Consider the following 24,603-nt stretch of genomic DNA (forward strand, 5'->3'; position numbering starts at 1 on the left):
AGAAAACGTCACTGAACGGCCACTCACGGTCGCAGCGGTACAGAAAGGCATCATGATGGACGAAAACCAGGCGCGCGAGGCACTTGCCTCCGCCGACGCTGCCGCCGCCCGCATGCGGAAGGCTAGCCGTCACCCCCGTACGGCCCTGATCCTGTTCCTAGGCGTGGTCATGATGGTCCTGACCGCGGTGTACGGCCTACTCGTCCAGCCCAAGGTGCCGTACGCCGTCCCCGTTCTGCTCCTGCTCCCGTTGCTGGCCCTCGTCATCTACACGGCTACCCGACCCGTCCTGCCACGCCACCACCGCGCGTTCTACGCGGTGGCCACAGCGGGTGGGGCGGGTGTCTACAGCTTGACGGTCACCATCGGCTCCACCTGCTTCTCCGGGCAACCTGCCTGGTGGTTGCCCGGAGCCGTCGCCTGCGGGATCCCTTTCCTGGCGATCGGTATCCTGGAGCGCAAGGCCGACCGGTTGGCAGAAGGTGAGTGGTGACACACCCTCGCAAGTCGCTCGACAGCGTGATTCACGCGCCCGTGAGGTTCTCCATCGCCGCCGCACTCGCGACGGTCGACGAAGTGGACTTCAGAAGTCTCCGCGACGCCATCGAGATCACGGACTCGGCCCTTTCCAAACAGATCACCCTTCTGGAAGACGCCGGATACGTCAAGGTCCGCAAAGGGTTCGTGGGCAAACGCGCACGCACCTGGCTCTCCCTCTCTCCCAAGGGGCGCACCGCCCTCACCCGACATGTGGCAGCCCTTCAGGAGATCGCCTTCGGTACCCCACCGGTAAGGGACTCGAACCGGTGAACCTTCCTCTTGATGTTGGTCACCTGGAGACTGGGACGTGAGGTTCCAGAGGGAGTAGTGCCGGGTGGGAAGTAGGAGCAACCGCAGCAGGCGGTACTCGGAGGAGTTCAAGAGGGACGCGGCCGCGCTGGTCCGCTCCTCCGGCAGGACCGTCACCGAGGTGGCCCGGGGACTCTCCCAAGCCCTGACGACGGCCGCCGCGCCGACGACCTGGAAGTGCAGTTCACCGACATCGACTACCTCAACATCGGGTACTGAGTGCAGATTCTACTCCCCGATACGTCTTGATCTTGATGAGCCGAAGAACGGTAGTTGTCACATAAGCAGGCTGGTTGTCACCGACGACGTTGTGGCTGGTTTTCGACCTAAGCCTTGATTCGTGCGGCAGACCTGGCGGCCTGCTCGATCTTCGCGCGGCGGGCTGCACGGGCTTCCTCGTCGATCTGCTTCTCGTATTCGGCGCGCAACCCGGTCCGGCCGTCGAGGCCCTCGCGCAGGATGTCGGCGTGCCCGGCATGCCGGATGGACTCGCCGAGGACATGGATCATGATGGCGAACAGGTTCGTGTTGGAATAAGGCTGCGGCCACCACGGCACGTGGCCGGGGGCGTCGAGGGGAAGCGCGGTGATCGTCGCGTCCGAGTGTTCCCACGTGCGCCGGTAGAACCCGACGATCTGATCGCGGGTCTCGTCCTCGGCCGCCCACAGATCACTGCCGTCGGAGTCCTGCCACCGGGGCAGCGGTTCCGAGGAAGGCCGGTCGAAGACCTCGCCGAAGTACCTGGCCTCGACGGTGGCCACGTGTTTGACCAGGCCGAGGAGGTTGGTCCCGGTCGCTGTCAAAGGTCGGCGGGCGTCGTATTCAGATAAGCCGTCGAGTTTCCAGAGCAGCGCCTCGCGGTCCCGCCGAAGTCTCCCATGTAGGTTGTCTTTCGCGTAATCATCGAACATGCGGCATGAGCCTGCCATGGGCTGTTCGTGGTCTCAAAATCCCGTACGTGGTCAGGGAACTTTCCACCGGCAGTGGGCTGCGGCCCAGTTCCCGGCCCGTCGCGTTGTCCAGGGTGAGCAGCCAGGCCGAGTCGAAGCCGGTGGAGCCCTCGCAGATCACCACCACCCGGGTGGTGCCGTCGGCTGCGGAGATCGCCGTCGGGACGTAGCCGATGCCATCGGACCGCTTACCGGACGGACGGGGTTCGATGGTCCAACGCTCCTTGCCGTCGGCGAGTCCGAACCCGTGGACGGCGCCTTCGGACAGGGCCACGCCGACATCTCCGTCCGCGGTCAGCAGCGAACCGCCGCCCTCCTGTCGGGCACCGGGGAGTTCCCGCTCCCACCGCACCCGACCGCTCCTCGCGTCGACGGCCCGGACGGAACCGCAGGCGACCTCGTGCCGGGCAAAGGCCACCAGACCGACGCCGTCCGAGACCCGGTCGCTCATCGCGCACACCGACATGCGCACCGGTGCGTCGAGAAGCCACTCGCGTTTCCCGCTGCCGGAGTCGTAGGCGATCAGCGCGTCGGTACGCGCCCGGATGACCGTCTTCCCGTCCTGGACCGTCCACGCGCCGACGCCGTGCACCGAGGAGGGCCGGTCCGCCTCGGCCTGCCAGACGGACCGGAGCACCGGGCCTCGCATCCAGAGGTATGCCTGCCAGCCCGGCCACAGCGCCGCCAGCACTCCCGCGGCGGCCAGCAGGGCGGGCAGCGCCTTGCCGGGACGGACGGCGGTGAACTTCTGCAGGGCGAAGACCAGACCGTAGCCGCCCACGACCGTGAACAGGAAGGCCAGCAGAAGGGTCGGCGTGGTGCCATCGGGACAGGGGGTGTACCGCCCCCCGCAGCGGTTGCCGGGAACGGAGCCCCAGCCCAGCACGTGGAACTCCAGCGCCAGCCCGACCAGCAGCCCCATCAGCACGACGACCAGACCTGTGCGCACCGAGGAGCGAGCCCACCACCGCACATCGCTTCCGGACATGTTCCCCCCGTGGAATCCGCACAGCACATCCGTGCCGCGCCCGCCACTGTACCGACCACCTGACGCTCGGAGGGGGTGGTTGAGATCTGTCAATCGAACAGCGTGTCGAGGGTGGTTGGGGTTACTGGCGGGCTGCGGAGAGCCGACCGTCGAAGGTGACGCCGAAGGCGTTCAGGGCGGCCTTCCAGCACCCGGATCTTCGCGTGGGTCCGGTTGACCGCCCGCCGGCCCTGCGCAGGGGCCTTCCACCGTCCCCGGTACGGGGCGCGGGCCGTGTCGCCGGCGCCCCGGTGTCCCTTGTCGGCCCAGCATGGGGTGCCGGCCTCGGGCAGGGCGTCGAAGAGACGGGCGGCGCGGGGACGGGGCGAGGGCGAGGTGGCGCAGGCGTGCGTCGTCGCTGCTGCCGGGTACGGCGGTGAACCCGAACCGGCCGCGGGCGTCGGCCACGAGGCCGGCGGACGTGGCGGCGGCTCTGCGGGCTTCGGCCCACACCTGCGATTGCCACCGCTTGCGGACTTCTGCGGCCAGGCGGTCGGCCGACTCTGCACCCTCCGGGCGCCGCCACTCGGCGGTCGCGGTGGTGGTCGAAGGGCAGCGAGGGCAAATCGATACCCATAATGCTGTAAATCGGACACGATGAAGGTGCGATGACAGCGCGAACCGGCCAGAACCACGATGAGAACCATCACGATGGATCTGACCGATCGGTCTGATCAGCGTGAAGGACTCGCTTCAGCGGAGATGTTCGGCATAGCGCCCGAAACGTCCTGGAACACGGCGTACGGCGTCAGGAGCGTGCCCTGGCCCGATGGCATCCGAACCCCCGGAGGAACCATGCGACACCCCGTGTCCCGGCTGCGTACGCGAGTGTCGGCGGTGGGGCTGGCCGCGCTGGCGATGGCCGCGCTCCCGCCCCCGGCCGCAGGCGCCTCGACCGACCGCTACGAATGGGCCGCGTTGGGCGACTCGTACACCGCCGGCCTCTTCGTCGGAGCCCCACTCCCCCTGCTGGGCGACCCGTCGAGGGACGGGTGCGACCGGACCACCGGCGCCTACCCCGACCTCGTCGAGCGGAAGCTCGCCGCCCGCCCGCTGGACAGGCCCGTGCGTCTGACCAACGTCAGCTGCGACAACGCCGCCATCGAGAACGTCACGAGCGACAGGCAGCAGCCCACCAGCCCAGTGCGGCCCCCCGCAGGCGATCCCGGCAGGTGGCCCCTGGTGGATCCGCAGATCCGGCGGGCCGGGCTCGGCGACCGGACCGATGTCGTCACCGTCGGCGTCGGCGCGATCGGCCTGCCCTTCGGCGGGTGCCTGGAACTCAGCCTCGCCCACAGGTCGTGCAAGGAGTACTACACGAACCCGCCCGAGGGCGTGGAGGGCCTCGCCGCCAAGCTCGCCGGGATCCGTGACGCATACGGTCGGATGCTCGGCGCGATTCACCGCGCCGCGCCGCACGCCGAGGTCGTCACGATCGGTTACCCGGCCATCCTGCCGGAGCGGGGCAGCGCCTGCAGCGGCGGCCCGACGCAGCTCGGCCCGATCACCCCCGCCGACATCGACTGGCTGCGCGACGACGCCCTGAAGGCCCTGAACAAGATCATTCGCGAGGAGGCGGCGAAGCGCGGTGACCGTCACGTCGACCTTTACACCTCCAGCGTGGGCCATGACGTATGCCAGCCCGAGGACACCCAGTGGATCGAAGGGATCTGCGGCGACGCCGCGCCCTTCTGGCCGACCGTGCCGCCCGCCGGCCTGCCGTTCGACTGCGCCGCCATCGGAAAACGCGCCACGCTGCTCCATCCCAACGCCAGGGAACACGCCAACGCCGCTCCCCTCGTGGAACGCGCCGTCCGCGACGCCCTCACCGAAGGCTGACGACCGCCCCGCGGTTCCGCTCCGCCCGGCCCAGGGCGGGGAGGGCAGGGCGGCGAGGACCGTTGCCGCGACGGAGGAGGGCGCGGGAGCCGACCATGTCGCCTTGAGGCGCCTTGAGGCGCCTTGAGGCGCCTTGCGCCGGGCTGCACCGCGGCCGGCGCGACCGCCTCCGCCACACCCAGCCCCTCTCCGTCCTCCAGACCGGCCCCGTGGCGCAGCACCCCGGCCCGCACGGCCGGACGGCCGGCGAGCTCGCGCTGAGGGACGGCCGGGTTCCGGCAGCCGCGCCGCCGCCTCGGCAAAGCCCTGGTCGGCGAGTGATCTTCCGTGGCGGGCTCGTGGCTTTCCAGGCGGGGGAGCAGGCCGACCCCTTTCTGACGGCCTCGGCTGAGACACCCGGTGTATCGGGTCAGTCCGGATGGGCGAGACAGGAGATCCCTTCAGCACGGCCAGCACCACCCCGATACCAGCCGGTGACGATCCGGCGCCGAAGCCGAAGCGGCGGACGTTCTCCGCGGAGTACAAGCTGCGGATCGTTGCCGAGTACGATGCCGCCCCGGCCGGGGAGAAGGGCGCGATCCTGCGGCGTGAGCGGCTGTACCACTCGCACGTCATCGAGTGGCGCCAGGCACGCGAGGCCGGCTCCCTGGATGCCCTGGTCGACCGGCGGACCTCGGCGGTGCGGCCGAAGAAGGCGGCCGAGCAGGCCGAGCCGGAGCGGCTGCGCAAGAAGGTCGCACGACTGGAGAGGGACCCGGCTCGCCGGGACGCGGCCCTGGAAGTCACGGGAAAAGCCAACGCGCTCTTGGAACTGCTCTCCGAGAGCGCGGACTGAAGCACGCCGCCGCACCCGTGATCGATGAGGCGTTCGCGGGTGTCCAGGGGCAGTTGGGTACTACGGCAGCCTGCCGGCTGACCGGGCGCTCACGCGCCACCCACTACCGCCGCCTCAGCCCGAAGCCGAAGCCTGCACCGTCCCCGAGACCCGCGCCCGCTTCGGCCCTCTCGCCGGCCGAGCGGGCCCAGATCCTGGCGCTGCTGAACCGGCCGGAGTACGTCGACCTGCCGCCCGCGCAGGTCTGGGCGCGTGAGCTGGACGCGGGGAACTACTGGTGCTCAGAGCGGACGTGTACCGGATTCTGTCCGCCGCCGGGCAGAACGGTGAACGCCGCCGCCAGGCCACTCATCCGGCTAGGGCGATCCCTGAGCTGACGGCGATCAGCCCCTCGCAGGTCTTCACCTGGGACATCACCAAGCTGCCCGGCTCGGACAAGGGCATCTGGTACCACGCCTACGTCATCATCGACGTCTTCAGCCGCTACATCGTCGGCCACACCGTCGAGCGGGCCGAAACGGCTGAGCGGGCCGAGGAGTTGATCCGCGAGACGATCGAGCGCAACGGCATCGTGCCCCAGACGGTGCACGCGGACCGCGGCACCTCGATGACCAGCAAGAAGGTGTCCCAGATGCTGATCGACCTCGGCATCACCAGGAGTCGCTCCCGCCCCAGGGTCAGCAACGACACCCCGTACTCGAAAAGCCAGTTCAGGACCACGAAGGACACCGCCGACCACCCGGAACGGTTCGATTCGCTGGCCCCTGCCCGGGAGGGGATGGGCGCCTTCATCACCTACTACAACCACGACCACAGACACTCCGGGATCGGCCTGCACACCCCCGCCTCCGTCCACTTCGGCACCGCAGAGGAGGTCCGCGACCAGCGGGCCGCCGCTCTCGCCGAGGCATACGAACGCCACCCCGAACGCTTCGCCCGCCGACCGAATCCACCCGAGGTACCCGGCCAGGTCTGGATCAACGACCCAGCGAACCGCCGGCAACCCGAACCACAAGGTTCACAGCACTGCGAACGTCTCATTTGACTTGACAACTACCGACGCGACTGACAGCGGCCGACGAGACACATGGCGCCCCGGAACTCCAACGGGGCGCCACTGGCGTCACCGGGAAGGGCGACACGGCGGTGCTGCTTGCCATACGATGCGGCACCAAGCCGGGACATGAGGATCACGACTACAGCCTGAGCGGTCTGTGGAGTCTTTGAGTCGCCGCCCGGCGTAGCACCCGTCACGGCACGTTGAGGATGTCGTGGCCGCCGATGCGGCGCCAGACGATGTGCCGCTCACCGGCTGACCGGGCCGGTCCGTAGGACCATGCCGCGCGTCCGTTGCCGTCCAAGGAGAGCTCGTAGATGCCGGGGGCGCGGCGTACGCACGCTTGACGCGGAGGCTGGCGCGGAAGCGTCCGCGGCCGGTGCGCAGGTCGGGGACGAGGGCGTCCAGGACGACGCGGCGGAGGCGCCGGCGCTGGGCGGGGGTGAGGTGCTGGAGGTCGGCGGTGAAGCGGGAGCAGGTCTCGAAGGTGGGCACGGTGGTCTCCTTCGGGCAGTACGACGAAGCCCTCGGCGAATGCCGGGGGCTGCTGTAGGGGGTTCCTTGGCGGTGCGGTGCTCGTTCCTTGGCGGGTGGTGATGCTCAGTGGTGCTGGATGGTGTTGTTCGGGTCGGGGTGGGGGCTGCCGGAGAGCGATGACATTCGTGTCCGGCCCGGGGCCGCGTCCCGCCCGGCGGGATGCGGTGAAGAAGGTTCGGCCGCTGCTCCCGCCTGGCGGGACGTCCCGATGATCGGTCTTTTCTTGCAGGTCACAGCGGTGTGGCGTGGTCTGCATGACAGTGGATAGCAGGGTTGTCCGGGCCGGTGGGATGTACCGCTACTACCTGCGCGAGACCGTCGTCGGCGACGGCCGCCGCCCGGCCCGCATGCCGCTGCGCGAGGCTCAGGAGCGGGCCAGTGTCCCGGTCGGGCGCTGGATGGGCCGCGGCCTTGCCGCGCTCGGTCTCGAGCCGGGGCAGGAGGTCACCGAGAGCCAGCTGCGGAACCTGTTCGGCGAGCGGGGCCGCCACCCGTATGCGGACCGGATCGAGGCCGACCTGCTCGCGAAGGGGGCGTCGGCGAAGGAGGCGTTCAAGGCCGGCGCCCTCAGACGTCGCGTGACGGTCACCGGGGTGGACTTCGTGTTCCGGCCGCGGCCGACGATCTCCCTGTTGTGGGCGCTGAGGGACGAGGAGATCCGTCTGGTGATCGAGGCCGCGCACGAGTACGCGATCGAGCGGGTGCTGGAGTGGAGCGAGGACGAGGTCGCGGTGATCCGCTACGGCAAGGACGGGATCTACCGGGTGCGACCGACCGGCGGTCTGGTCGCCGGCCGCTTCCGCCACTACCAGGGGCGCTCCGGCCAGCCCTTGCTCCATGACCGTCTGCTGTTGTCGGTGAAGGGGCAGCGCCCGGACGGGAAGTGGGGCTTGGCTCTGTTTACGTCGCAGAGCAGCGTTACATCAGCAGTTCGGGAGGCACGGCCCGCGCGAGATGTTCGCGACCGCGGGCAGCGGCTCGGTGATGTCGGGAGGAGAGTCGTCTGCCGCTCATCCGGAGTCTGGGTAAAAGCGCTGGTTACGGGCGTGGGTGGCAGCTGCCGTCGTGACGTTGCCGAGTGCCGGCAGGCGCCTCCCGTTCTCATTGACATCGACGTCCCGGTACGGCGGGCGCCTCCCGTAGTCGTTAACAACTGCTGTCGTGAGTCGTCGATAAAGCCAGACCGGGTCTGACGTGTGCGCCGCGGGCGCCGCGTCAGGCAGACACGCCGGATCCGGCATCGCCGTGCTCGGCGTGTCTGCCTGACTGTCTCCAGCATCCGCAGCTCAGGGAGTCGTCAGTTCGTAGAAGCCCCTGCCGAACGTCGCCGCCACCAGGCGGTGCCGTCCCGCGTCGTACTCGATGTCGTCGACCGGGACCTGCGGCATTCCTCGGCCGAGGCGGAGCCAGCGGCCGCCGTGTGCGGTGCTGGTGAACACGCCCTGGTCGGTGGCGATGTAGAGGATGCCGCCCCGTGCTGCGACCAGGTCGTTGACGGGCGCGTCCGGGAGGTTGCCCGACAGGTTCCGCCAGTGCCGGCCGCCGTCGGTGCTGCCGTACACATGGGGGAGCGGGGAGCCGGAGCGGTAGCCGGAGTGTGTGGTCCACACCCGGTTCGGGTTCTTCGGGTCGACCACGACCCGGGTCACCCAAGGTCGTCCCTCGGCCAGTTTCGTCCAGGTGGCGCCGAGGTTCCTGGTGACCCAGACGCGGCCGTCGTCCGTGCCTGCGTAGACGGTGCGTCCGTCGGATGCCGGGGCGATCGAGGTGATGGTGCCGTAGTTGGGGTGGACGGGGTCGGTGCCCGGGCCGCCGGACAGGTCGGGGCTGATGGGCTGCCAGGTCTCGCCGCCGTCCGTGGAGCGGTTGACGACCTCGGAGCCGTAGTAGAGGACCTTCGGGTCGTGCGGGTCGAACTCCATGGGTGTGAACCAGTTGCGGCGCTGGAACGTCGTCCTGTCCGCGAAGTACGTGAGCGTGTCGCCGCCGTCGGTGGAGGAGAAGCAGTTGCCGTACTGGTAGCAGGCGAAGACGTTGTTCACGTCGGTGGGGTTGATGAGGTTCTCCTCGCCGTCGCCGCCGAGGTACTCGTTGAAGCCGTCACCGCCCCAGGAGCGCAGCGAGCCGTTGTCCTGAGCGCCGCCCGAGATCCTGGTGACGTCCTGCGGGCTGATCGCCGCGCTGTAGAGCTGGGTGTACGGCTGATGGCGGGACTTGACCCAGCCGCCGTCGCCGCGCGCGTCGGAGCGGTAGACGCCGCCGTCGTTGCCGAGGTAGACGCGGCCGGGGCGGCGCGGGTCCCACACCATGGCGTGATGGTCGACGTGCATGCTCGTGTCGTCGGCCGTCCAGGTGTCGCCGCCGTCCTTCGTGGTCAGCAGCGCGACCCCGGCCACATGCACGTGCTCGGTGTCCCGGGGGTCGATCCACACCTTGCCGAACCACCAGCCGAAGCTGGACTGCGAGTCGGTGAGGTCCTGGTTGTCGGGCAGACGGGTCCAGGTGTCGCCGCCGTCGGAGGAGGCGTAGAAGCCCTCGAAGGAGCCGTCGGCCTTGTTGACGATCGCATAGAGCCGGTCGCCCGCGACAGCGAGGCCGATCCGCCCCACGCCGGGGCCCTGCGCGGGCAGCCCGCCGCCGAGCCGCTGCCAGGTCTCACCGCCGTCGGAGGAGCGGAAGACACCCGAGCCGACACCGCCGTACGTCCGCAGGTCGGGGCGGCGGCGCTTGTCCCACATCACGGCGTAGAGCCGGTCTCCCTCGACGACGATCTCGGTGGCGCCGGTGAACTCGTTGGCGCCGGCCAGGATCCGCTCCCAGGTGGCGCCACCGTCCTGCGAGCGGTACACGCCCCGGTCGCCACCGCCGTTGTAGAGCGATCCGGCCGCGGCGACATAGATACGGCGCGGGTTGGCGGGATCGATGGTGATGGCGCTGATCGCCCCGGAGTCGCGCAGGCCGATCGGCGTCCAGTTCCGGCCGCCGTCGGTGCTGCGGTACATGCCGGTTCCCTCGTACGTGATGCTGCCGCCGCCCGGATTGGGCTCGCCGGTGCCGACGTACAGCGTGCCGTCCGGCGCGGTGGCGACCGCCCCCATGGCCTGCGTCCAGCTGTCGGGCCACACCGAGTGGAACGTCTGACCGGCGTCGGTGCTGCGCCAGAGCCCGCCGCTGGCAGCCGCCGCGTACAGCGTGTCGGCCCGCTTGGGATCGAGTGCGAGGGACACGATCCGCCCGCCGATGTCGGTGGGTCCGACGCTCTTCCAGCGCCCGCCGACGGTGGGCAGTTCGCGCGCCTGCGCGGCGGCGAGGTCGTGTGCGTGCCGTGGGATCGACTCTCCCGGCAGGGTCTTTTGCATATAGCGGTACTCGGCCGGGGCGGACGGCCCACGGACGGGCCGGTAGACATCGCCCGGTGGAGGCGGCGTCGCGGCGGCCGGTGCGACGAGCAACGCGGCACCGGTGACCGCGGCGAGAACCAGCGAAAGCAGACCTCTGCCCATTGAGCCCGTCCCGCCCCTGCCCATAGAGTTCATCCCACCCATACATCCCATCCCGACGTCATGGCCACTTCAAGCAGCGGCAACGACGTTACGGGAGAGGGGCGTTGAGCTGAAGAGGGCCTCTTGGGGGCTGAGGTGTGGCCCGGCTCACAGCATCTTGCGCTGGACGAGGAGTGAGAGAACGGGCGTGCCCGGCGGCAGAGCACCCAGACCGTCAGGACCCGGTAACCGATGATCGTTGTCGTGGCCGGGCTCAGCGGGGAGCCCGGGAGGACCATGGCGAACACCAGAGCCGCGTCGATGGGGCCGATGCCGCCCGGTGCCGGTAGGGCTCCGACCGCGGTGCTGGCGACGAGGAGCGCAAAGGTCACCTGCGCCCAGGTCAGCGGCAGGCCCAGCGCGAAGCCGACCGAGGCGATCACGCTTGCCCGGAGCAGCGGGGTGGCGGCGGCTCCGCCCCAGAGCGCAAGGACGCGGCTGGGCCTGAGCCGGTAGTTCGCTGGCGGTTGTAGGGCCGGGGGAGGCGGGGTCCAAGGCCGTTGTCATCGGAGTCGTCCGAGCGCGAGCGCCGCGTGCTGCGGGGCTGGTTGCGCAAGCGGACTGCGTCCCAGGCCCCGGTGCTGCGCGCGAGGGTCGTGCTGGCGTGCGCCGAGGGCCGCCCGAACGCGCAGGTCGCGCAGGGGCTCGGTATCTCGCGGGAGACGGTGCGCACGTGGCGGTCCAGGTTCGCCGCCGACCGTCTCGAGGGGCCGGTCGACGCTCCGCGCTCCGGTGCCCCGCCCCGGATCACCGACGAGCAGGTGGAGCCCCTGGTCGCCCGGACCCTGAACCAGGCACCCTCTTCGGGGGATTCGCAGTGGTCGACGCGGTCGATGGCCCAGGCCGCGGGCATGTCGCAGTCGGCCGTCTCGCGGGTCTGGCGGGCGTTCGGCCTCAAGCCGCACATCGTGCGGACACGGAAGCTGTCCACCGACCCGCAGTTCGTGACCAAGGTCCGCGACGTGGTCGGCATCCACCTGTCCCCGCCGGAGAACGCCCTGGTCCTGGCGGTGGACGAGAAGTCGCAGATCCAGGCTCTGGACCGCACCCAGCCGGTGCTGCCCCTGTCGCCGACGACGCCGGCGCGGATGACGCACGACTACGTCCGGCACGGCACCGCCAGCCTGTCCGCCGCCCTGGATGTCGCCTCCGGCTCGGTCGTAGCCCAGCACCACCGACGCCACCGCCACCAGGAGTTCCTCCGTTTCCTGAAGACCATCGACGCCGCCGTGCCCAAGGACCTTCACCTGCATCTGGTCCTGGACAACCACGCCACCCACAAGACCGAAGCGGTCAAGAAGTGGCTGCTGCGACACCCCCGCTTCCACCTGCACTTCACCCCCACCCCCCGCCTCCCGGCTCAACCTCGTCGAGCACTGGTCCGCCGAGCTGACCTGCCGCAAACTCCGCCGCTCGGCCCACCGCAGCGTCACCGAACTCGGACACGACATCCGCCGATGGATCAACGAGTGGAACAAGAACCGCAAACCGTTCGTGTGGACCAAGACCGCCGACGACGTCCGCGGCACCCTCGCCGCGTACTGCACACGAACTGGCGGCTCAGGACACTGACGTTTTCTCAGCGAAATAATCTTCGGGAAGTGGGTTGATCAGGGCGTTAAGGGTTGGGTCGGACAGCGGTGGCCCGGGTGCGGACAGACGTGAAGCCTCTGGTAGGACGGTTCTCACCACAAGATCGTCCGTTGCACCAGAGGCTTCACGTTGGTCACCTATGTTGCCATGCTCGACGTCCCGCGCCACGTGGTGGAATACGTGGCCCGGCTGCTGGCCGGCCACCGCCGCCGGATCGGCACCCCGAAGGGCTCCCGGGCGTTGAGCCCGTTCCGGCAGGCCGTCTTCGTGCTGCGCTGGTTCCGCGAGGCCGGCTGCGTGCACTGCCTGGCCCGCGATGCGGGAATCTCGCAGGCCACCGGCTACCGCTACCTCCACGAGGCAATCGACGTCCTGGCCGACCAGGCCCCCGAGCTGCATGAGGTGCTGGACCGCTGCCGCGCGCGGCAGATGAGCCACGTGGTGCTGGACGGCACCCTGGTCTCCTGCGACCGTGTCGCCGGGACTACCGAGAAGGGCAACGACCTGTGGTACTCCGGCAAGGCTCGGCACTTCGCCGGGAACATCCAGTTCGTGGCCGCACCCGACGGCACCCCGCTGTGGGTCTCCGACGTCGAACCCGGATCCGTCCACGACCTGCGTGCCGCCCGCATCCATGCCCTGCCCGCCTTGTACGCGGCGGCCCGCGCCGGTCTGCCGACGCTGGCCGACGTCGGCTACACCGGCGCCGGCAAGGGCATCCACACCCCGTTCCGTCCGCACCCCGACATCGCTTCCCCGCTCGCGCCGGACAACCGCGCCCACAACCGGCTCCTGCGCGGCATCCGGGCCCTGGGCGAACGGGCCGCCGCTGAACTCAAGCAGCGCTGGCGCGCGCTGCAGCACGTCACGCTCAGCCCCAGCCGGATCGGACGCATCGCCCAAGCCGCACTCGTCCTCAACAACTCATGGAAGTGACAACCGCTGAGAAAACGTCACTAGCCTCAATACCAGTGACTTAAGACTTCAAGTCGGTAGGATGTCTGGTCGGGAGGTGCTGAGATGCCGCGGCCGGGACAGGTTAAGCCGGAGACGGATGAGCGGCTGTCGGATCGCATTGCGGTCGGGCTGCTGACGAGGTCATTTCCGCCGGAGTTGGTGGACAGGGTTGTGGCCGAGTGCGGCCGGTCCGGTCAGCGCAACCGGTTGCTGCCGCCCCGCGTGGTGGTCTACTTCGTGCTGGCGATGTGCTTGTTCTCCGGCCAGGGCTATGAAGAGGTCGCCCGGTTGCTGACGCATGGGCTGGCATGGGTGAAGCGCTGGTCAGGGTCCTGGAACGTGCCGACCACGGCGGCGATCTCACGGGCCCGCGCGAGACTTGGCCCCGAGCCCTTGAAGGCCCTGTTCGCCGAGGTGGCCCGGCCTCTGGCGGCGGAGTCGTCGCCGGGGGCCTTCTACCGCAGTTGGCGGGTGATGGCCGTCGACGGCACGGTGTTCGACGTGCCGGACAGCGAGGAGAACGCCGCTTACTTCGGGCGCCCCACAACACATCGCACCGAGCGGTGTGCGTTCCCGCAGGTACGGGTGGTGGCGCTGGCCGAGTGCGGCACTCACGCCATCACCGCCGCCGCGCTGGGACCTCGCACGGTGTCCGAACCCGTACTGGCCCGGCAGGTGCTCGGCAGCCTGGGGGCGGGTGACCTGCTGCTGGCCGACCGCGGTTTCACCGGCCTGGAGCTGTGGCGGGCCGCGGCGGCCGGCGGAGCGGACCTGCTGTGGCGCGTCCGCGCCCACCAGGTGCTGCCCGTGCGCGAGGAGCTGCCCGACGGCTCTTACCTGTCCGAGATCGTCGCAGCCAAGGACCATCGCAAGCGAGCTGATCCGGAAGTGGTGCGGGTCATCGAGTACACGCTGGAGGATCCCGGCAGGCCCGGTCCGGAAGCCCCCTACCGCCTGATCACCACGGTCCTCGACTCCAAGGCCGCCCCGGCGACGGAGCTGGCCGCCCTCTACCAGGAACGGTGGGAGTTCGAAAACGCGCTGGACGAGCTGAAGACGCACCAGCGCGGGCCCGCCGAGGTCCTGCGTTCACGGTCACCCGGCGGGGTCGAGCAGGAAGTCTGGGGTCACCTGCTTGTTCATCACGCCATTCGCGCGCTCATGCACGACGCCGCCGAAGCGGCCGGCCTCGACCCCGACAGGCTGTCCTTCACCCGCACCATCCGCCTCGCGCGCCGCCAGGTCACCGCGCAGGCGGCCTTTTCCCCTGACCACCTCGCGGCGGCGCTGGCCCACGGACTCGACGAAATAGCGGCCCGGCTCTTACCGCCGCGACGCCGACGCACCAACCCCCGCGTCGTCAAACGCAAGATGTCCAACTTCGGCGTCAAACGCGACGAGCACCGCACGTGGCCCCAGCCCACCCGCGACCCGGACGACGCCGTAACCATCGCCCCCCACTGGCGCACCGCCCCTATTACCTCATCCTCCAAGGCCAGACGCGTCCGGAATCCTTAAGTCACTGGTATTGTCACTAGCCTCGCGCTTTCACGTGGTGGAGCGTCCGAGACTTGATCAAATAAGCGGAGAGTGCTCCTGACCTGCAACGATGGGATTTGTCTAGGGTCCTGTTGGCTGCACGGAAAGAAGCACTCTCCAGGTGAAGAAGCGTATCGGGTCCTACCCGCGTGTCCGCATCGAGGGCGGCGGCCGGGCGGTGGTCTCGCAGGCCGGGGGCGTGCTGCTGGTCGAGACCGCCCGCAAGTCCGGTTTGGACACCGCGATATCAGCGGCGCTGACGCCGTGGCGGAAGGCTCGGGCGGTGCACGATCCGGGCAAGGTCCTGCTGGACATCGCGCTGTCGGTCGCGCTGGGAGGGGACTGCCTGGCCGATGTCGGCATGCTGCGTGCCGAGCCGGCCGTGTTCGGGCCGGTCGTCTCCGACCCGACGGTCTCCCGCCTGATCGACACCCTCGCCGGCTCCGGTGAGAAGGCACTGGCGGCGATCCGTTCCGCCCGGGCCGAAGCACGCGAGCGGGTCTGGAAGCTGGCCGACGAAAGTGCGCCCGATGCCGACGGGACGGTGACCGTGGACCTTGACGGGGTGCTGGTGATCGCGCACTCCGGCAAGGAGGATGCCGCGCCGACCTGGAAGCGGACCCACGGACATCATCCGTTGATGGGGTTCGTCGACCACGGGCAGGGCGGTACCGGTGAGCTGGTCGCGGCCCTGCTCAGGCCGGGCAACGCGGGCTCGAACACCGCCGCCGACCACATCAGTGCCGCCCAACTGGCCCTGGCCCAGCTGCCGAAGAAGTACCGGCGCGGGCGACGAACCCTGATCCGCACGGATTCCGCGGGCGGCACCCACGAGTTCGTCGCCTGGCTGGCCCGGCGCGGGCGGTGGCTGTCCTACTCGGTCGGCATGGTGATCACTGAGCAGGTTCACCAGCATGTCCTGAAGGTTCCGGCGTCGGCCTGGACGCCGGCCGTCGAGGCGGACGGCGAGGTCCGGGACGGGGCCTGGGTCGCCGAACTGACCGGCGATGTCCTGGAGGGCTGGCCGAAGGGGATGCGGCTGATCGTCCGCAAGGAACGGCCCCACCCTGGTGCCCAGTTGAGAATCACGGACGCCGACGGCATGCGGATCACCTGCTTCGCCACGAACACCGCCGATCGCCGAACTCGAGCTCCGTCACCGGCTGCGGGCCCGCGCGGAAGACCGGATCCGGGCCGCCCGGGCCACCGGCCTGCGCAACCTCCCCTTGAAACGCACCGCCCAGAACCGGATCTGGCTGGAGATCGTGCAGATCGCTCTTGACCTGCTGGCCTGGATGCCGATGCTCGTCCTGACCGGCACCGCCAGGCTCTTCGAGCCCCGCCGTCTGCGGCTTCGCCTGTTCTCCGCGGCCGGACAGCTCGTGACCACCGGCCGCCGGCGGATCCTCCGCCTGGCCCGGCACACTGGCCCTTCACCCGCCACATCACCGCCGGCCTCGAACGACTCGCGCTCCTGCCGAACCCCGGCTGACCAGCAGATGCACCCGTCCCTACGAGAGAACCCTCAGCCGGAGCAGTGGAACCCGGCGTTTACCCGAGACGGGGCTCGGGCCCTCAGCCTGCCCAACTTCACCCTCCAAACGAAGACGGTCCACCGACTCCGTCGGCGGACCGTCACGAAACTTCGAGGTTAACGAATCGACCGATTGACGAGCAAGATCGGCAAGTGACGGCGCGCGACCGGATCGACCCCGGATCACGCCCATAAAACGGTGTCGGAAAACTGATCGGTTCAAGAATTTGAGGAGCACCCTTTTCTGTGCGATCTGGCAGGTGCAGCCACCCCAGGATGACGACGCCGCCGATCTCCTCACCCCCGTCCCGGCCGTACGGATCGGCAGCCCCGTTAGATACGCACGCCTGTCCACCAAAGGGGCAGCTGCTCGACCGGCAGACCCACGCACTCGACGCAGCGGGCCATATCCGGATCTTCGCCGATAAGAAGTCCGGCAAGAACGCCGAGCGCAAGGAGCTATGGAAGACCCTCGACCCCCTCCGCGGGGGCGACACACTCGTCGTCCCGTCGCTGGACCGACTCGGCCACTCCATCCAAGACCTCATCGCGATCGTCTCCGGCCTGCGCAAGCGCGGCACCGGATTCACCTCGCCGCACGAGGCGCTCGACACGACCACACCCGACAGACGCCTGGTCTTCCACGTGTTCCCCAGCCCTCGCCGAGCTCACCTGCGAACCCGTCGTCCAGAGCACCAACGAGGGCCTGGACGCCGCCCGCGCCCGCGGCGCCCGACTCGGCCGCCCGCCAGCCATGACCGAAGAACAGGTACGCCCCGCCCGCGACCTGCTCGCCCGTCCGGAGAACACCCTCACCTCGATCGCGAAGCCCCTCCACGAAGCTCCTCGGCGTCTCCCGCGACACCATCTACAACCACGTGCCCGAACTGAAGGGCGGTCGCCGCGCGCTCGCCGAGACGACCAACGCGGCAGAACTGCCCCGGCCGTCCAGGCCAGAGAACTGATCACCGCCGTTTGCGGCTGGTGACACCGGTTCTTACCGGCACCCCATCAAGGACCACTACGCGCCGGACACGGCCGGGATACCGGGCGACCAGCCGGTGGCTGCCCGGGCCGCCTGACACGGTCCGCCAGCGGCCTTGCCGAACGTGGACGGCACCGCCACGACGTAACCGAAGTGCCGCTTCCATCAAGACGCGTCCCACCGAGCGGGGCCTGCGGCCGGGACCCCACCCTCAGCCCCCGCGCGGACATCGCCGTGAGCGTTGCGGGCGTCATGGCGAGGGCTTGTGCGCGAACACCCACCGGTTTCCCTCCAACGCATCGTTGGGCTCGGGGAGGGGGCCACGCCGGTGCCGGCGGGTGAAATCGAAAGGCGTGTGCATTGAGGTGGACCAGCCCTTGGCCGTCAGGTCGCCCACGGAGTCGGGTCGTGGCCCCTTGTCGAAGAGGTGGAGCAGGTCGATACCGATCTGTTCTCGCGTCGCCGTGTAGATCGGGCTATCACGGTACGCCTGCAGGTCCTTTTCCAGCTTGGCCTCGAAGGCCAGAGCGCTACCTCCGGCGGTCAGCCTGTCCACCGTGTCGACGAGGTACGTCTCGGCGGGACCCGGCAGATAGAAGAGGAGTCCCTCGGCCAGCCAGACACTCGGTGCGGCCGGGTCGAAGCCGACGGTGGTCAGCGCGCTGGCCCAGCCCCCGCGCAGGTCGACCGGTACCGGGACGCGCTTCACCTTCGCGGCAGCCGACAGGTCCGTGAGCACCCGTTGCTTGAAGGCCAGCACGCCCGCCCTGTCGATCTCGAAGACGACGCAGTCGGACGGCAAATCCAACCGGAAGGCGCGGGTGTCCAACCCCGCTCCCACCAGCACCACTTGGCGGGCACCCGCACCGACCGACCGGAGGAGGAAGTCGTCAAGCACCCTCGTCCGCAAGCCGAAGTAGCGGGCGAACCGCCCCCACAGCGGGTTGTCGTCCCCGTCCGGAACCTGCTCGATGCGCACCGGCCAATCCGCGCAGGCAGGGGCCGCGCGCACGAAGTGTTCCGCGTAGGCGTCCTGGGCCAGGCTGTCGTGGCGGTGGGTCTCGACGGCCCGTGCCGCGGCGACCAGGAGGGCGGTCAGGCCCACACCTCCGTCCACGCCTTCCACGTCCGTGTACTGGGGCGCCGTACCTGCCATGCTTCCTCCGTTGGCGGAAGTGGGAATGCGAGATGCTCACTTGCCGGATGGGGCGAGTCCTCGGTGCCGCCTGCCCCGCTCATCGGCTTGCTCTCTCCGGGAGCAGGACGGGTTTGACCACACGGCCCGCGTCGCAGTCACGTTCGGCCTCGTTGATGCCGGCCAACGGATAGGTGCGGATCAACTGGTCGAAAGGGAAACGTCCGGCCCGCCACAGTCCGATCAGCCGGGGTATCAGCACTCCAGGTATGGCGCCCCCCTCGCAGAGGTGGCGAACGCTGCGGCCGCGGTCGAGCGTGCCCGGTTCGAGCGCCAGTGGGGTGTGGAGGCGGGCCACCAGGCCGAGACTGCCGGTGGGACGCAGGGCTTGGAGCGCCTTGTTGATGAGCGGTGGTGAGGCCGTGGTGTCCAGCGCGTACTGGGCGCCGCCGTCGGTCAGTCGCCGGATCCGTTCGGACAGGTCGGGCGAGGCGGCAGACAAGGGGATGGCGCCGAACCGCTCGGCCGAAACGAGCCTCTCAGGATGCCGGTCGACGGCCACGGTCAGTACGCCTGCGGCGGTGGCCGCCATCACCGCGGTCAAACCCACCGCTCCCGCACCGAAGACCACGAGGGTGTCACCGGGACCTGCACTGAAGGTGTTCAGCACGGCTCCGGCACCCGTGAGGGCACCGCAACCCAGAGGCCCGAGCAATTCGAGAGGCAGTGCCGGGTCGACCCGTACAGCGTTGCGAGCCGACACGAGGGCGTACTCGGCGAACGAGGACTGCCCAAACCACCGGGGCGCCAGCGCTTTACCGGCTGCGTCGATGAGCCGCGGCGGTTCCTTGCGCCCCCCGAAGAGGTTAAGGGAAGCGAAGGAGTCGCAGTAGGCGGGAGCCGCGCCGCGGCAGGTCCTGCAGTACCCGCAGGAATCGAAGCTCAGCACGACGTGGTCACCGACACCGATCGCGGCGTCCGGACCACCCCCCGTCTGTACCACGACCCCAGCGCCCTCATGGCCGAGGACGGCCGGCACAGGGCTCCGGCCGGCGGATCGCCGGACCGCGAGATCGGTCCGGCACATCCCGGTGCCCGCGATCTCGACCAGGATCTCGCCGACGGCGGGCCCGGTCCGCAAAACCACCTCCTCGACCGTGAATGGCTTCTCGTACGAGCGCAATACTGCTGCCCGGAACCTCATCGTCACGCCTCCTGCGGGCGGTGGACGACAAATGGCCGGAGGTTGCCGTACAGCCCCCACGGCCCGCCCGCGACGCCGACCCCGCTGTCCTTGACACCCGCGAAGGGCTGGGCGAGAGACAGTTCAGCATGATGATTGACCCAGGCCGTGCCGCATTCAAGCCGCTCGGCCACCGCCTCGGCCCGGTCGAGATCGCTACCCCACACGGAGCCACCCAGTCCAAAACCGGTGCTGTTGGCCGCGTCGACGGCTTCGTCGAGGCTCCGGTACGGCAGCACCGGCAGAACCGGTCCGAACTGTTCCCCGGTCACCACCGCACTGCCGGGCGGCACGTCGGTGAGAATCGTGGGAGCGAAGAAGTAACCCGGTCCCTCCCGCCGCCGGCCGCCGGCCGCCGCCCTGGCACCGTCCGCCAGAGCCTGCTGTGTGACTCGCTCGATCCGGGCCAGCTGCGGGGCGTTGTTGACCGGGCCCAGCCGGGTCTCAGGGTTCAAGCCGGGACCCACGGCGACGGCCTTCGCGCGCTGGGCCAGGGCCTCGACGACCTCGGCATGCAACCGGGCGGGGGCGTAGAGGCGCTTGACCGCCATGCAGACCTGCCCGCAGTTGCGAAACGCCGCCCAGAACAGCCGCTCCGCGATCCGGTCCACGTCGACGTCGTCCAGCAAGACGGCAGCGTCATTGCCACCCAACTCCAAAGTGACTCGGGCGAGCGAGGCGGCCGCCGCTTCGGCGACGGCCCGCCCGGTGGACACCGAACCGGTGAAGGTGACGTGGCGGATGCCCGGATGGGACGCGAGACGGGCACCGAGGGGCTCGCGGCCGGTGACCACGGTCAGGACGTCCTCGGGCAAGACGGCGGCAAGAACCGAACCGAGCAGCCGGGTGGCCAAAGGAGTGAACGGAGAGGGTTTGAGGACCACGGTGTTACCCGCCGCAAGCGCGGGCGCGAACTTCGCCGCCGCGAGCTGGAGGGGAAAGTTCCACGGCACGATCGCGGCGACGGGCCCGAGCGACCGCCAGCGGATCTCGCTGCGCACCGGCCGGCCGTCGACGATCCGCCGGGTTCTGGGCGCGAGATCCGCGAAGTAGCGTAGGCGGGCCACCGTACGGGCGACCTCCGCGTACGACTCGGCCAGGGGTTTGCCCTGTTCCTGGGTGAGCAACCGGGCGAGGTCACCGCCGGCCACCTCCACTGCGTCGGCCGCCACGCGCAACGCAGTGGAGCGTGCGACGGGGTCGGCCCGCCAACCGCGCCAGGCCCGGTGGGCCCGGTCGACCACGGCGTCTAACTCCTCCGGCTGCTGATCGGGAACCTCGTCGAAAGCCTCCCCGGTGGCCGGGTCGACCACGGCGAAACGTGCGGCCCGATATCCGGAGACGCGATCGGCCCCAGAGGTCGGCATGACCACGGTCAGTGAAGGGAGGGGACGTCGACGGCGCGCTCTCGGGCGTGCCGGTCCATCTCCGCCCGGAAAGCGGCCACCAGATGCGGCCGGATCCTTCCGGCATTGCGGTCACCACCCTCACAGACCGCTCCCCGTACGCCCACGATGTCCGTACCGATGCGGGTCAGCGGACCGAGGTCGGCCTGCGTGACACTGCCCGCAAGGGCCGCGAGCCGACCGGACGCGTGAGCCAGCCGGACGAACTCGGCACACACATCCGGCGGAACGTGGTCGAACAACCGCGTCCCGTCTTTGACGGCGGTGTCGAGCATGGCCGCGTCGGCGCCGGAGCGGGCGGCGATGTCGGGTACGGCGAGCGGATTGACGCAACCGATCCGGTGGGCGTCGGCATAGCCCGAAGCGACGACGAGCGCGTCCGGACAGTGATCCTTCACCGCCCGGACGACCGCGCGCATGACCTCGATGCCCTGATCAGGCGTCGTACATCCATAAAGACCGACCTTGATGTACGTAGCCCCCGAAACGACCGCGCCGAGCGCAGCCTGCGCCACCGTACCCGGCTTGTACGGAACATCCCCCACAGTCGCGGACACCGGCTTGTCCGCCGGGACCGCGTCGCGGATCTCCCTGATGACCCAGGGAAAGTTCGCGCCCAAAGAACCCTCATCAGGCTTCTTGACATCGACGATGTCAAGATGCTCCGCCGCCTTCACACAATCCAGAGCCTCCTCGACACCGTCCGGGGAAATGAGAAGCAACACCCTGACCTCCTTCGCCGCCAGTCCGCCCGACCGAGGGACAGGGGACCACGGATCACCTGGCTCCTGTGCGCTGCGCTCATCATTTCCATCACCCTCGGAAACCGAAAGGGCGCACAAAGTGCCCACCGGGTGCTCACGCCCACATACAGTGCGCCGTACATACCGGAATAAACCGCCCCACAGGCAACGACCCGTCCAGTCGGCGAACAACTCGTGGCATTGACGACCAACTAACCTCGCGCTTTCACGAAGCGGGCTGCCCGATGAGCGGTCAGATAAGCAAAAAGCGCCTCTTACCAGCAACAACGAGGATTCTCGAAGTCCTTGTTCCTACCATCGCCAGAGGCACTTCCCAGGCGAAAAAGCGTATCGGATCCTATCCACGCCTCCACGTCGAGGGAGGTGGCCGTGGGATGGTGCCCCAGACCGGGACCATGCTGCTGGTCGAGCGGGGCCGCGCTGCTGATCGAGACAGCCCGTAAGGTCGAACTGGATCAGGCGATATCAGCGGCGCTTGCACCGTGGCGGCAGCCGCGGACGGTGCACGATCCAGGGACGACCCTTTCTGGACGCGGCCCTCGCGGTCGTGCTGGGCGGGGACTGCCTCGCGGATGTCGGAACGCCGCGGGCCGAGCCCGGCATGTTCGGACCGGTGGCCTGCGACCCCACGGTCTCCCGGCCCGTCGACGCCCTCGCCACAGCCGGGCCGAAAACCCTGTCCGCGATCAGGACCGCTCAGGCCGAAGCGCGTCTGGAAGCTGACCGGCACTGCGGCGCCGGATACCGCGGGGGCAGGTGATAGTGAACCTGGACGGGGCGCTCGTGCTAGCCCACCCCGGGAAACAAGACGCCACCGCGACCTGGAAGAAAACCATCGGACACCATCCTCCCACCGCCCTGCGCTACTTCGCGCTCGACGGAACCGACCACGCCAGCCACAAGGAACAGGGCAGCACGATCCGCCGCTACATCATCTGGCGGAACAAGCACCCCGCCGACGAACAGCTACACGAAGTCGTTAACAAGGCGAACATTGCCTGATACGCCACTAGTTACAGACACCCCCTCCCGACATCCTGCCGACGCCCCACCGTCTGCCCGCAACCAACCGTCGGCCGGTGTGCGGCCAGCTGCCCGGCCCTCCCCGGTCGTGTCTCGAAATCCCGGCCCCCGGCTCGGCCCACGGGCCGGCCCCACCCCCTCTCCTCGGCGTGCCCTTGCCGACGGTGGTGGGGTTGAGGGATACGAGACCCGGCCAAGGTGCTGCTCAGACCGACTCGGGCATGGGCGCGGCCCTCGCAGTGCTCATGCCCGGTGTCCAGGGCCTACTTGGCCGGGGCGTGCTCATCGCGCCCCGGCCAACCGGTCCCGCGCCCCCGACCGGGGACGCGGGCATCGCCGCGTCAGCTCTGCAAGACGGTGTAGATGAGGGCGAGGACGGTGGTAGCGGTGGCCATGGCGGTGCCCAGGGCGGGGTTCTGGTAGGCGATCCGCCCGATCGCGATACCGGCAAGAGCGAGCAGGGCGAGAACGGCGAGCACGTACACGATGGACCTCGATGGGATAGCAACCAGTGCGGACAGACACCAGTGAGCCACCCATGACCTGGACTTAGGGGGAAACCGAATGACAGCGAACGACTCCGAAGAAACCGGAAGGGCCACAGAACCAGTCGCGGAGTTCGCCGCCTGGATGCGCGAACTCCACCGGGAAGCGGCAAAACCCAGCTACACCGCCATCGTGCGACGGAGCCGAACGCGGTACCCGGATGCCACCGTGCGGGAGAGCACCATCTCCGACATCCTCAGCGGCAAACGACTCCCCCGCTGGGAGACTGCGGAGCCCATCGCCTGGGCGCTGGGCGGCGAGCCCGCGGTGGCCGCCTGCCTGGAACGCTGGAAACACGCCGACGCCGCCCGCTCCACCACACCCACCCCGCCCACGGAGCGAAACAACCAACCGCCCCCGCCTCAAACAACAGACGGATCACACAACCCTGCCCCACCCGCCCCGACCAACCCAAAACGCACCTGGCCCTGGACGCTAACCACTGCGACTGTCGCCCTGCCCCTGCTGGGCTGGGCCGGCAACGCGATCCTCACCGACACCACCGATGCCCGCCCCCCAGTCACCTCGGGCACCCCTGGTCCAGAACCCTCCGACAGCGCACCCACCACCCGGTCGACGAAAGCGACCCCCACGAGGGCGGTCCAAACTCCCAGCACCGCCCTGCCAGCCCATAGACAGCTGACCGCCAAAATGCACCCGATCGCCTCCTCACCGACCGAGTGGACGCCGGAGAAAGACATCGGCATCAACGTCACCGCCCTGAATGAAAAAGGCGTGAGCTACTTCGTCATCACCCCGGCGCGCAGCTGCACGGCTACAGGAGTGGCGATCGGAGAATCCACCGTCATCACAGGAGAAAACGGCGGCTGGATCCGGCTGATTGTCACCGCCATCGATCCACCCGGCCCCAGCCTACAAAATCTCCCGGTGACCTTTCACATCACCCGTGGAGACGGCGACCCACCCCGCGGCACGAAGGCATGTACCTGACGGACAACAGCGAGGAAAAACACCGGACGACACAGGGCCCGGTGAGCTTGACACAGGACTGGACACGCCTGTCCAATACCACGGCGGACCCTACCACTCTCTGCTGAGACGTCGTGTGACGATATGTCCGTGATGTCAAGCTGGTGGGCGCCAGTCGGCAGGCAGAGCTAGCCCCGGTGCCCGAGCCAACGGGCGGGACCGGTACGACCGGAGGCCCCGGCCGTACGCGTGGGCCGGTGGTTCGGTGCGCGGTGGCGTCTCGGTGTGCTGTGCGGTGGTAGTGCGGTTTCC

General features: G+C 69.2%; 18 protein-coding genes and 6 pseudogenes. 15 read left to right on the top strand and 9 right to left on the bottom strand.

The window, feature by feature from the left end; genetic code table 11:
• The first annotated feature begins 112 nt into the window (after nt 1-112).
• From LUW75_RS24105 to LUW75_RS24815, 3 genes are all read left to right on the top strand, one after another.
• On the top strand, nt 113-493 hold the full coding sequence (locus tag LUW75_RS24105; protein WP_250337488.1) for a hypothetical protein: 381 nt from the start codon (nt 113-115) through the stop codon (nt 491-493).
• A gap of 41 nt (nt 494-534) precedes the next feature.
• Nucleotides 535-810 (top strand): winged helix-turn-helix domain-containing protein, encoded by a 276-nt coding sequence (locus LUW75_RS24110; RefSeq protein WP_250337489.1) that lies wholly within the window; start codon nt 535-537, stop codon nt 808-810.
• A gap of 64 nt (nt 811-874) precedes the next feature.
• Nucleotides 875-1,186 carry a transposase gene (locus LUW75_RS24815; protein WP_349816454.1) on the top strand — a complete coding sequence of 104 codons (312 nt, stop codon included), beginning with the start codon at nt 875-877 and terminating at the stop codon, nt 1,184-1,186.
• Here LUW75_RS24815 and LUW75_RS24115 read toward each other — a convergent pair.
• The gene (locus LUW75_RS24115; protein WP_250337490.1) at nt 1,176-1,760 is read right to left on the bottom strand and encodes a DinB family protein; all 585 of its coding nucleotides are present in this window, start codon (nt 1,758-1,760) and stop codon (nt 1,176-1,178) included. The two genes, LUW75_RS24815 and LUW75_RS24115, sit on opposite strands and share 11 nt — an antisense overlap.
• Nucleotides 1,750-2,748, bottom strand: coding sequence for an outer membrane protein assembly factor BamB family protein (locus LUW75_RS24120; RefSeq protein ID WP_250337491.1), 999 nt, complete (start codon nt 2,746-2,748; stop codon nt 1,750-1,752). Before LUW75_RS24120 ends, LUW75_RS24115 begins: the two co-directional genes overlap by 11 nt.
• An 873-nt stretch (nt 2,749-3,621) precedes the next feature.
• Between LUW75_RS24120 and LUW75_RS24130 the strand changes: the two genes are divergently transcribed.
• From LUW75_RS24130 to mobF, 4 genes are all read left to right on the top strand, one after another.
• The gene (locus LUW75_RS24130) at nt 3,622-4,665 is read left to right on the top strand and encodes an SGNH/GDSL hydrolase family protein (RefSeq protein ID WP_250333778.1); all 1,044 of its coding nucleotides are present in this window, start codon (nt 3,622-3,624) and stop codon (nt 4,663-4,665) included.
• Between the two features lie 418 nt (nt 4,666-5,083).
• Entirely contained in the window at nt 5,084-5,500 is a 417-nt protein-coding gene (locus LUW75_RS24135) for a transposase (RefSeq protein ID WP_250333777.1), read from the top strand.
• A 277-nt stretch (nt 5,501-5,777) separates the two neighbouring features.
• The gene (locus tag LUW75_RS24140; protein ID WP_250333776.1) at nt 5,778-6,545 is read left to right on the top strand and encodes a DDE-type integrase/transposase/recombinase; all 768 of its coding nucleotides are present in this window, start codon (nt 5,778-5,780) and stop codon (nt 6,543-6,545) included.
• 803 nt (nt 6,546-7,348) lie between these two features.
• The gene (gene mobF, locus LUW75_RS24145) at nt 7,349-8,287 is read left to right on the top strand and encodes a MobF family relaxase (RefSeq protein WP_250333775.1); all 939 of its coding nucleotides are present in this window, start codon (nt 7,349-7,351) and stop codon (nt 8,285-8,287) included.
• 93 nt (nt 8,288-8,380) lie between these two features.
• Here the strand turns inward: mobF and LUW75_RS24150 are convergent, their stop codons facing one another.
• Nucleotides 8,381-10,597 carry a WD40/YVTN/BNR-like repeat-containing protein gene (locus LUW75_RS24150; RefSeq protein WP_250333774.1) on the bottom strand — a complete coding sequence of 739 codons (2,217 nt, stop codon included), beginning with the start codon at nt 10,595-10,597 and terminating at the stop codon, nt 8,381-8,383.
• 147 nt (nt 10,598-10,744) lie between these two features.
• Nucleotides 10,745-11,082, bottom strand: a pseudogene (locus LUW75_RS24155) (lysylphosphatidylglycerol synthase domain-containing protein); the annotation flags it as partial.
• 54 nt (nt 11,083-11,136) lie between these two features.
• On the opposite strand from LUW75_RS24155, the pseudogene LUW75_RS24160 reads away from it, so the two are divergent.
• From LUW75_RS24160 to LUW75_RS24180, 5 genes and pseudogenes are all read left to right on the top strand, one after another.
• A pseudogene (locus LUW75_RS24160) lies at nt 11,137-12,208 on the top strand (IS630 family transposase).
• Between the two features lie 150 nt (nt 12,209-12,358).
• On the top strand, nt 12,359-13,165 hold the full coding sequence (locus LUW75_RS24165; protein ID WP_250333773.1) for a transposase family protein: 807 nt from the start codon (nt 12,359-12,361) through the stop codon (nt 13,163-13,165).
• 84 nt (nt 13,166-13,249) lie between these two features.
• Nucleotides 13,250-14,455: pseudogene (locus LUW75_RS24170) on the top strand (IS4 family transposase); the annotation flags it as partial.
• Between the two features lie 391 nt (nt 14,456-14,846).
• Nucleotides 14,847-16,217, top strand: a pseudogene (locus tag LUW75_RS24175) (IS1380 family transposase).
• Between the two features lie 318 nt (nt 16,218-16,535).
• The gene (locus LUW75_RS24180; protein ID WP_250337492.1) at nt 16,536-17,150 is read left to right on the top strand and encodes a recombinase family protein; all 615 of its coding nucleotides are present in this window, start codon (nt 16,536-16,538) and stop codon (nt 17,148-17,150) included.
• A 344-nt stretch (nt 17,151-17,494) separates the two neighbouring features.
• On the opposite strand, the gene LUW75_RS24185 is transcribed toward LUW75_RS24180, so the two are convergent.
• The 4 genes from LUW75_RS24185 to LUW75_RS24200 all read right to left on the bottom strand — a co-directional run bounded on the left by LUW75_RS24185 (nt 17,495) and on the right by LUW75_RS24200 (nt 21,753).
• Nucleotides 17,495-18,400, bottom strand: coding sequence for an SAM-dependent methyltransferase (locus LUW75_RS24185; protein WP_250337493.1), 906 nt, complete (start codon nt 18,398-18,400; stop codon nt 17,495-17,497).
• A 79-nt stretch (nt 18,401-18,479) separates the two neighbouring features.
• Nucleotides 18,480-19,583 carry an NAD(P)-dependent alcohol dehydrogenase gene (locus LUW75_RS24190; protein ID WP_250337783.1) on the bottom strand — a complete coding sequence of 368 codons (1,104 nt, stop codon included), beginning with the start codon at nt 19,581-19,583 and terminating at the stop codon, nt 18,480-18,482.
• Between the two features lie 2 nt (nt 19,584-19,585).
• Complete coding sequence (locus LUW75_RS24195; protein WP_250337495.1) at nt 19,586-20,989, bottom strand: aldehyde dehydrogenase family protein; 1,404 nt, start codon at nt 20,987-20,989, stop codon at nt 19,586-19,588.
• 8 nt (nt 20,990-20,997) lie between these two features.
• Entirely contained in the window at nt 20,998-21,753 is a 756-nt protein-coding gene (locus LUW75_RS24200; RefSeq protein WP_250333772.1) for a (5-formylfuran-3-yl)methyl phosphate synthase, read from the bottom strand.
• Between the two features lie 413 nt (nt 21,754-22,166).
• On the opposite strand from LUW75_RS24200, the pseudogene LUW75_RS24205 reads away from it, so the two are divergent.
• Both LUW75_RS24205 and LUW75_RS24820 read left to right on the top strand, forming a co-directional pair.
• Nucleotides 22,167-22,650, top strand: a pseudogene (locus LUW75_RS24205) (transposase); the annotation flags it as partial.
• Nucleotides 22,645-22,794 (top strand): annotated as a pseudogene (locus LUW75_RS24820) (transposase); the annotation flags it as partial. The pseudogenes LUW75_RS24205 and LUW75_RS24820, both read left to right, overlap by 6 nt.
• Nucleotides 22,795-23,156: 362 nt before the next feature.
• On the opposite strand, the gene LUW75_RS24210 reads toward LUW75_RS24820, so the two are convergent.
• Nucleotides 23,157-23,351: a hypothetical protein gene (locus LUW75_RS24210; RefSeq protein WP_250333771.1), complete on the bottom strand. Its 195-nt coding sequence runs from the start codon at nt 23,349-23,351 to the stop codon at nt 23,157-23,159.
• Nucleotides 23,352-23,379: 28 nt separating this feature from the next.
• On the opposite strand from LUW75_RS24210, the gene LUW75_RS24215 reads away from it, so the two are divergent.
• Nucleotides 23,380-24,312, top strand: a complete 933-nt coding sequence (locus tag LUW75_RS24215) for a hypothetical protein (protein WP_250337494.1) — start codon at nt 23,380-23,382, stop codon at nt 24,310-24,312.
• Nucleotides 24,313-24,603: the final 291 nt, after the last annotated feature.

The sequence above is a fragment of the Streptomyces sp. MRC013 genome (assembly GCF_023614235.1).
Classification (GTDB): Bacteria; Actinomycetota; Actinomycetes; order Streptomycetales; family Streptomycetaceae; genus Streptomyces.